Genomic DNA, 7,587 nt, shown 5'->3' with positions numbered 1-7,587 from the left:
TGGCACGGGCCAGGGCGGTGCTGCGGGAGGCGGGCGAGCCGGACGACGCGGCGAGCTCTGCTTCCGGCCCCGCCGCGGAGTCCGCAGCCGCTCCCGGCACCGAGCGGTCCCCGGCGGCGGAGGCCCCCGCGCCGCGTCCGCGGCTCCCGCTGGACGGCATCACCGTCGTCGCCGTCGAACAGGCCGTGGCGGCGCCCTTCGCTACCCGCCAGCTCGCCGACCTCGGCGCCCGCGTGATCAAGGTGGAGCGGCCGGACGGCGGTGACTTCGCCCGCGGCTACGACCAGGTGGTGCACGGCACCTCCAGCGCGTTCCTCTGGCTCAACCGCGGCAAGGAGTCCGTACGGCTCGACCTGAAGGACCCGGGCGCACAGGCCGAGTTGCATCTGCTGCTGGAGCGCGCCGACGTCCTCGTCGCCAACCTCGCACCGGACGCGCTCGCCCGCCTCGGCCTCACCGCCGCCGCCCTGCGCGAGCGCCACCCGGAGCTGATCGTCTGCGCGATATCCGGCTACGCACCGGACGGTCCCCTCGCCGGGAAGAAGGCCTACGACGCCCTCGTACAGGCCGAGGCCGGCGTGATGTCGCTGACCGGCACCGCCGAGGCGCCCGCCAAGGTCGGGGTGTCCGTCGCCGACATCGCCGCCGGAAGCCATGCCTTCAGCGGCGTGCTCGCCGCGATCCGCCACCGCGATATGACGGGGGAGGCGCTGCCCGTCGAGGTCTCACTCTTCGACGCGCTCACCGAGTGGATGGCGCACCCGCTCTACTACACGCTCTACGGCGGCCGTGCGCCCGTGCCGATGGGCACCTCGCACCCGGCGATCGCGCCGTACGGGACGTTCACCGCGGCGGACGGCGCCTCGCTGCTGATCGCCGTGCAGAACGAACGCGAATGGGCGCGGCTGTGCGCGGACGTGCTGGAGGCGGCCCCGCTCGCCGCCGACGAGCGCTTCGGCTCCAACACCGCCCGCGTCGCCCACCGTGCCGCGCTCGACGCGGAGTTGGCCGCGCGTATCGGCGCGTACCCCTCCGGGACGCTGACCGGCCGGCTGGACGCCGCCGGCATCGCGTGGGGACGGATGACGGCCGTCGCCGACCTTCCCTCGCACCCCGAACTCGCCCGGGAGGGACGGTGGATGGACACCCCCGTGCCGGGCGGCACCGTACGCACGCTGCGTCCGCCGGGCACCCCCGGAGGGCGCAGCGCCGAGGGCGGCGCGCTGCCGGCGCTCGGCGCGCACACCGCCTCCGTACTCGCCGAACTGCACGCTGCCGAGGGAGAGTCATGACGACCCACACCGGCTGGCAGGGCCGCTACTACGAGGACTTCGTCGTCGGCGACGTCTTCGAGCACCCCCTGGGCCGCACCGTGACCAGCACCGACAACATCTGGTTCACGCTGCTGACGCAGAACACCGCGCCGCTGCACTTCGACCACGAGTACGCGCGGCGCACCGAGTTCGGCAAGCCGCTCGTCAACTCCACCTTCACCCTGGCCCTGGTGGCGGGGCAGAGCGTCACCGACGTCTCCCAGAACGTCTTCGCCAACCTCGGCTGGGAGGAGATCACGTTGCCCTCCCCGCTCTTCGAGGGCGACACCGTGCACTCGCGCTCGACGGTGCTCAGGGCCCGCGAGTCCGGCTCCCGTCCCGGTCTGGGCGTGGTCACGGTACGTACGACCGGCTACAAGCAGACCGGGGACGTCGTCATCGAGTTCACCAGGACGCTGCTGGTCTACAAGCGCGGACACGGCCCGCGGCACACCGGCCCCGACGGCGGTCAGACCGCCCGTGAGCCCGCGACCGGCGGGGAGGCGAGCAGCATATGACGAGCGAACTCCGCCGCGATCTGCGCCAGTTGGTCGACCGCATCTGCGCCGACTACCCGGACTCCTACTGGCAGCGCGTCGACGCCGAGCGCCGCTACCCCGAGGAGTTCGTCGACGCCCTTACCGGCACCGGCTGCCTCGGCGCCCTCGTACCCGAGGAGTTCGGCGGGCTGGGCCTCGGACTCGGCGACGCCTCCGTGATCCTGGAGGGCATCAACGCCAACGGCGGCAACGCCGGTCCCGTGCACGCCCAGCTCTACACCATGGGCTCCCTGCTGCGGCACGGCAGCGAGGAGCAGAAGCGGCGCCATCTGCCCGCGATCGCCTCCGGCGAGGTGCGGCTCCAGGCGTTCGGCGTGACCGAGCCGGGCGCCGGCACCGACACCACCAGCATCCGCACCACGGCACGGCGCACCGGCGACGGCTACGTCGTCAACGGCAGCAAGGTCTTCATCTCCCGCGTCCAGCACTCCGATCTGATGCTGCTGCTCGCCCGTACGACACCGCGCGAGGAGACGGCGAAGAAGTCGGAGGGGATGTCGCTCTTCCTCATCGATCTGCGCGAGACGGAGGGCGTCGACCTGCGCCCCATCCGCACCATGGTCAACCACGAGACGAACGAGGTCTTCTTCGACGACGTACGGGTGCCGGCCGACAGCCTCATCGGCGAGGAGGGCCGCGGATTCCGCTACGTCCTCGACGGGATGAACGCCGAGCGGATCCTCATCGCGTCCGAATGCATCGGCGACGGCCGCTGGTTCGTGGAGCGGGCCTCGACGTACGCGAGCGAACGCGTCGTCTTCGGCCGTCCCATCGGGCAGAACCAGGGCGTCCAGTTCCCCATCGCACGGGCCCATGTGAACGTCGAGGCCGCCGACTTGATGCGCTGGCGTGCCTGCGACCTCTTCGACGCGGGCGAACCGTGCGGCGCCGAGGCCAACATGGCCAAGCTGCTGGCCGCGGACGCCTCCTGGGAGGCGGGCAACGCCGCCCTCCAGACACACGGCGGCTACGGCTTCGCCGCCGAGTACGACATCGAGCGGAAGTTCCGCGAGACGCGGCTCTACCAGGTCGCCCCCGTCTCGACCAACCTCATCCTCGCCCATATCGGCCAGCACGTCCTGAAGATGCCCCGCTCCTTCTGAGTCCGGCGGACTCCCGTCCCGCACCGGCCCGTTCGGCGCCCCGGCCGCTTCCGGGCCCCGCCCCCGAGCACCGCGAATCCCCGCACCGCGTCCCCACGCCCCATGTCCCCGCAGGAGGTACGGCACCCATGACCGCCCCCGGCTACGGCCTCGTGCTGTGCAGCCAGTTCCCCGCCGGCGACGATGTGACGGCACGCTTCGCCGAGCAGATCGAGCAGGTGCGCTTCGCCCGCGACGCCGGCTTCTCCTCGGTGTGGGCCACACAGCACTATCTGGCCGACCCGTTCCAGTATCTGCACCCGCTCGCCGTGCTCGCCCGCATCGTCCCCGAGTCCGGCGACATGCGCATCGGCACCGCGATCACGCTCATGGCGCTGCAGAACCCCGTCGACCTCGCCGAGGAACTGGCCACGCTCGACATCATCAGCGGCGGCCGGCTCACCGTCGGCGCCGGACTCGGCTACCGCGACGCGGAGTTCGACGCCTTCGGCATTCCCCGGGACGCACGGCTGCGCCGCTTCCTGGACAACCTCGGCCTCGTACGCCGGCTGTGGACCGAGGACGAGGTGACCTTCGAGAACGAGGCCGTCAGACTCGACGCCGTACACCCGGTGCTGCGCCCCGTGCAGTCCCCGCACCCGCCGCTGTGGCTCGCCGGGCACACCGACGGCGCGCTGCGCCGCACCGCGCGCATGGGTCTGCCGTGGATCGCCGCCGCGGCCCACGTCGACCGCGACTATCTGCACCGGCAGGTCCGCTTCTACCGCGCCGCCTGCGCGGAGTACGGCCGCGACCAGGCCCCCGTGCAGGTGCTCCAGGAGATCTACGTCGGCGCGAGCGACGAGGCGGCCGTCGAGGACGTACGCGCCGCGCTCACGGTCAAGTACGACGCCTACCGCGCCTGGGGGCAGGACCAGGTCCTGCCGCCCTCGCAGAGCTTCGACGCGGAGTTCGACAAGCTCCGGCAGGGCCGCTTCATCCTCGGCGGTCCCGCCTCCTGCCGTGCTCAACTCGCCGATCTCGTCGACCACGTGGCACCGGAGAACATCCTGCTCCGCCCGCAATGGCCCGGGATGCCACAGGAGAAGGTCATGGCCAGCCTGACACGTCTGAGGGACGAGGTACTCCCATGAACACCAGAGCCATCGGACGGCGCGGCTTCCTGAGCGCCGCGGGCCTCGGCCTGGGCCTGGCCGCGGCCGGTGCCTCCGGCTGCGCCCCCGCCAGCGCCAAGGCGGGCCGCAAGCCGAGAATCGCCACGTATCTGCCGCCCTCCTACGACGACCTGTATCCGGGCATCGAGATGTTCACGAAGGCCGCGGCCGAACGCAGCGGCGGACGACTGACGTTGGACATGTACGACTCCGGCGCCCTCCTCGGCGCCGAACAGCTTCTGCCCGGGCTGCTCTCCGGCGTCGCCGACGTCATCTTCCAGACCAGCTCGTACGTCTCCTCGACGTATCCGGTGCTCGGCGCGATGGAACTGCCCTTCGTCACCGACGACTACGCACGGCTGCGCCGCGCCATCGAACCCGGGCGCGCCCAGTACGACTTGATCAACGAGAAGCTGGCGCCGCAGGGCGTGCGCATCCTCGGCGGCATGCCCACGACGTTCGAGTACCTGTGGACGGTCGACAAGCCGATCCGCCGGCCCGAGGACGTACGCGGCCTGCGGCTGCGCGTCGCCGGCGAGATCGAGGGCGAGACGGTCAAGGCCCTCGGCGGGGCGCCGGTGACGATGGGCTCCGCCGAGGTGTACCAGGCGCTGGAGAAGCACACCATCGACGGGCTCGTCAGCTACATCGGCACCGTCGTCTCCCGCGACCTCCAGAAGATCGTCAAGTACGGGACGGCGGGCCACTTCGGCGCCTACACCGTCGACGCCTACTGCCGCAGCGACTGGTACGCCGGGCAGCCACCGGCCGTGCGCAGGGCGCTGGACGCGGCCGGCCGGACGCTCTACCGCAAGGGCACCGCGCACATGGTCTCGGTCCACACGAAGGACTATCTGCCCAAGGTCGAGGACGCCGGGGTGCGGCTGATCACGCCGGACGGCGCCGAACTGGACGCCTTCCGCAAGGCGCTCGCCCCGGTGCGCGCGCACTGGCGGGGACGCGTCGGGGCGGGTACGGCCGAGCGGGCCGTCGAATCCATCCGGACAGCATGAGGGGCGGGCCCGGCATGACCGCACTGAACTCGCTGCGCAGCTACGTGCTGGCCTGCGCGCTGGCGCTCGCCGTCGTCGCCATGGCCGTGGTCGGGCTGATGATGCTGACCATCGCCTACGACGTGGTCGTCCGCTTCGTCTTCGCCGCGCCGACGGACTGGGCGTATCCGCTCAACTCGGCCGGTGTGCTCGCCTCCACCGCGCTCGCCCTGCCGTACTTCTACGCCAAGGGGCAGCACATCTCGATGGATCTGATCCACCGGGGTCTGCCGCCGGGGGCGCGCCGGGTGGCGGACGTGGTGACCGCCGCGGCCACCGCGTTCCTCGGCGTGGTCCTCGCCGTGACCGCGTACCGCTCGATGACGGTGGCGATCGCGGGCGGACTGACCGGCTCCGGCACCTTCAGCATTCCGCTGTGGATTCCCGACGCCGTGCTCTTCCTCAGCGGTGTGCTGCTGGCCGTCGTCGCCGTGCTCTTCCCGCCGCCCAAGGACGCTGAGGGCCTGACGGCCGCCGTGGAGGGCGCACCGGACGCCGGTACGGACGCCCGTACCGCCGATACGGATGCCCGTACGCCGTCCCCGGCGGAGTCCGCCGAGGTGCCGTCCCCGCAGGCGTCCCCCGACCCGTCGTCGTCCACCGAACCACCGTCCGGCACGGCCTCTGAGACCGGTTCCGGCACCGCAGAAGGAGAGGCCCGCTCATGATCTCCGACGCCGCCGTCGCCGGCCTCGCGGTCGTCCTCCTCCTCGCCCTCATCGCCCTGCGCACACCGATCTTCGTGGCGCTCGCGGTCTCCGGGATCGCCGGACTCATCGGCCTGGACGGCCTGTCCGGCGTGGAGTTGGTGCCGCTCTCCCTCGTCGCGCAGCTCCAGAACTACGCGCTCGTCGCCGCGCCGCTCTACATCCTGCTCGGCGAGGTGCTCGCGGTCAGCGGCCTGGGGCGCGACCTGTTCGGCGCCGCCTACCGCTGGTTCAACCGGATCCCCGGCGGACTCGGCGCCTCCGCCATCGGCTCCTCGACCGTCTTCGGCGCCATGTCCGGTGTGAGCATCTCCTCGGTCGCGATCATCGGACGCATGGCCGTCCCCGAGATGCTCCACCGCGGCTACCGGCCCTCGTTCGCCAGCGGCAGCGTCGCGGCCTCCGGCGCCCTGGCGATGCTGATCCCGCCGAGCCTGATGTTCATCCTCTACTCGTCCGTGACGGGCGTGAGCATCGCGGAACTCTTCGCCGGCGGGCTGATACCCGGCCTGATGCTCGCCGCGTTCATGATCCTCTACGTGGTGATACGGGCGAAGACCTCACCCTCCGAGGCGCCCGTCTCCGGCGAGCGCTTCACCTGGCGGGAGCGGATGGCGGCGCTGACGAAGATCTCGCCCGCGCTGGTGCTCATCCTCCTGGTCCTCGGATCGATCTACACCGGCTTCGCCACCCCGACCGAGGCGGCGGCCGTCGGCGCCCTCGCGGCGTTCGCCGTGACGGGGTGGGTCTACCGGAAGCTGGGCTGGGCCAACCTGCGGACGATCTTCGTCTCCACCGCGCATGTCACGGCGTCCATCCTGGCCATCGTCGGCGCCGCCTTCGTCTTCACACAGATGCTCGTGATGGCCCGAGTGCCCGACGCCGTATCGGAGTTCGTCGTGGGGCTGAAGGCGTCGCCGTATCTGGTGATCGCGGTCGTCATGGTGGTGCTCGTCCTGCTCGGCTGCCTCGTGGACGCCGCGTCGCTGCTGCTCGTCGTGACGCCGATCCTCGTTCCCGCGATCGAGGGACTCGGCTTCGACCCGCTGTGGTTCGGGGTGCTGCTCGTGGTCAACCTGGAGATGGCCGTGATCACACCGCCCGTCGGGCTGAACCTGTACACGATGAAATCCGTCGTGCCCGAACTCGACCTCGCCGACATCTTCCGCGGCATCCTGCCGTACCTGGCGATCGAGGCGGGAATGCTGGTGCTGATCACGGCCTTCCCCGAACTCGCCACCTGGCTCCCGGAGTTGATCGCTTGATCGCCGAACTCGCCGACTGGGCCGCCGCGTTCGCCCCGGACGACGCCGACCGCGAACTGGCGGCCCGTGCCCTCACGGACACCGTCGCCGTCACCCTCGCCGCGTCCGGCGACCCGGTCGCCACGATGACGTCCGGCCTGCCGGAGGCGGCACGCTGGGCGACGACCGGACACGTCCTGGACTTCGACGACGTCCATCTGCCCTCGACCTCCCACATCAGCGTCGTCTGCGTGAGCGCGGCGCTCGCGTGCGGGGGAGGGGCCCGCGCCTATCTCGCCGGTGCGGGCGTGATGGCCCGGCTGGGCACGGCACTGGGCTGGCGCCACTACGGCAAGGGCTGGCACACCACATGCACCGCCGGAGCCCCCGCCGCGGCCGTGGCCGCCGGGGTCGCCCTCGGCCTGGACGCGGACGGGCTGCGCCGCGCGATGGC

8 protein-coding genes are annotated in these 7,587 nt (G+C 71.7%); all 8 read left to right on the top strand.

The window, feature by feature from the left end; all coding sequences use genetic code 11:
• Positions 1-17 precede the first annotated feature (17 nt).
• Positions 18-1,292: a CaiB/BaiF CoA transferase family protein gene (locus AN218_RS31980; RefSeq protein ID WP_338059657.1), complete on the top strand. Its 1,275-nt coding sequence runs from the start codon at positions 18-20 to the stop codon at positions 1,290-1,292.
• Positions 1,289-1,831 (top strand): MaoC family dehydratase, encoded by a 543-nt coding sequence (locus AN218_RS31975; RefSeq protein ID WP_070020521.1) that lies wholly within the window; start codon positions 1,289-1,291, stop codon positions 1,829-1,831. Before AN218_RS31980 ends, AN218_RS31975 begins: the two co-directional genes overlap by 4 nt.
• Positions 1,828-2,976 (top strand): acyl-CoA dehydrogenase family protein, encoded by a 1,149-nt coding sequence (locus AN218_RS31970; protein ID WP_070020520.1) that lies wholly within the window; start codon positions 1,828-1,830, stop codon positions 2,974-2,976. The genes AN218_RS31975 and AN218_RS31970 overlap by 4 nt, the downstream gene beginning before the upstream one ends.
• Positions 2,977-3,104: 128 nt before the next feature.
• Positions 3,105-4,109: an LLM class flavin-dependent oxidoreductase gene (locus tag AN218_RS31965; protein ID WP_070020519.1), complete on the top strand. Its 1,005-nt coding sequence runs from the start codon at positions 3,105-3,107 to the stop codon at positions 4,107-4,109.
• Complete coding sequence (locus AN218_RS31960) at positions 4,106-5,143, top strand: TRAP transporter substrate-binding protein (RefSeq protein WP_070020518.1); 1,038 nt, start codon at positions 4,106-4,108, stop codon at positions 5,141-5,143. Before AN218_RS31965 ends, AN218_RS31960 begins: the two co-directional genes overlap by 4 nt.
• Positions 5,144-5,157: 14 nt before the next feature.
• A complete protein-coding gene (locus AN218_RS31955) occupies positions 5,158-5,850 on the top strand; it encodes a TRAP transporter small permease (protein ID WP_070020517.1) in 693 nt (230 codons plus the stop codon).
• Positions 5,847-7,154 carry a TRAP transporter large permease gene (locus AN218_RS31950; RefSeq protein ID WP_070020516.1) on the top strand — a complete coding sequence of 436 codons (1,308 nt, stop codon included), beginning with the start codon at positions 5,847-5,849 and terminating at the stop codon, positions 7,152-7,154. Before AN218_RS31955 ends, AN218_RS31950 begins: the two co-directional genes overlap by 4 nt.
• Positions 7,151-7,587, top strand: a 437-nt coding sequence (locus tag AN218_RS31945; protein WP_216311837.1) for an MmgE/PrpD family protein, incomplete at its 3' end; no start/stop codon positions are given. The genes AN218_RS31950 and AN218_RS31945, both read left to right, overlap by 4 nt.

Origin of the sequence: Streptomyces nanshensis, from assembly GCF_001751255.1 — a bacterium.
Classification (GTDB): domain Bacteria; phylum Actinomycetota; class Actinomycetes; order Streptomycetales; family Streptomycetaceae; genus Streptomyces; species Streptomyces nanshensis_A.
The sequence above is the reverse complement of the archived record's forward strand: the minus strand, read 5'-3'. Positions and strand labels throughout refer to the sequence as shown.